Origin of the sequence: Streptomyces tricolor (assembly GCF_002155905.1) — a bacterium.
Lineage (GTDB): Bacteria > Actinomycetota > Actinomycetes > Streptomycetales > Streptomycetaceae > Streptomyces > Streptomyces tricolor.
The window spans coordinates 1-817 of sequence record NZ_MUMF01000414.1 but is presented as its reverse complement, the minus strand read 5'-3'; the positions used below and the strand labels follow the sequence as shown (position 1 = coordinate 817).

Annotated in this window: 1 protein-coding gene and 1 pseudogene; both read left to right on the top strand. The window is 69.5% G+C overall.

What is annotated here, in order from left to right; translation table 11 throughout:
* A partial coding sequence (locus CCN44_RS27535; protein WP_086700466.1) for a polysaccharide deacetylase family protein occupies positions 1-634 on the top strand: 634 nt, incomplete at its 5' end.
* A pseudogene (locus CCN44_RS27530) lies at positions 631-817 on the top strand (polysaccharide deacetylase family protein); the annotation flags it as partial. The gene CCN44_RS27535 and the pseudogene CCN44_RS27530, both read left to right, overlap by 4 nt.

The window sequence follows — 817 nt, the reverse complement described above, 5'->3', positions numbered from 1 at the left end:
CACCCCCCGTGACGGCTTCGAGGTGGACGGCCAGGAGGAGGAGGACCTCCCGCCCGTCTTCACCACCGTCCCCACCAAGCAGAAGATCGTCTTCCTCACCATCGACGACGGTGCTGAGAAGGACCCCGACTTCCTGCGCATGATGAGCGAGCTGAAGGTCCCGTACACCGCCTTCCTCAGCAACTACCTCATCGAGGAGGACTACGGCTACTTCCGCCGGATGCAGGCACTCGGGGTGACCCTCGACAACCACACCCTCACCCATCCCTACCTGCCCGGCCTCACCTACGAGGAGCAGAAGGACGAGATCTGCGGCATGCAGGCCGTCATGAAGCGGCAGTTCGGCAAGGCGCCCACCGTCTTCCGGCCGCCGTACGGCAACTACAACGGCGACACCCTGCGCGCCGCCAAGGCCTGCGGCATCAAGTACGCGCCCCTCTGGGACGAGGAGGTCTTCGTCGACCACTGGGAGTACCGCGACTGGGACCGCAGCCTGCACCCCGGCGACATCGTCCTCACCCACTTCCGCGGCCGGGACGACTGGGACGGCACGATGGTGGACGACATGCGCCGCTTCCTGAACAAGGTCACGCGCGAGGGCTACGCCGTGGCCCGCCTGGAGGACTACCTGTGAGGCGCCTGCGGGGCCCGGCCGCGGTCCTCGCGACGGCCCTGCTCCTCACGGGCTGCGCCCAGTCCGTCGACCCCATCGAACGCCTCGGCAAGAAGGCCGCCGAAGGGGTACGCCCGCACGCCGCCGCCTCCGGCCGGGCCCACCGCCTCTGGGGCCTGACCCGCCCGCTGGCCCGCTCCCCGG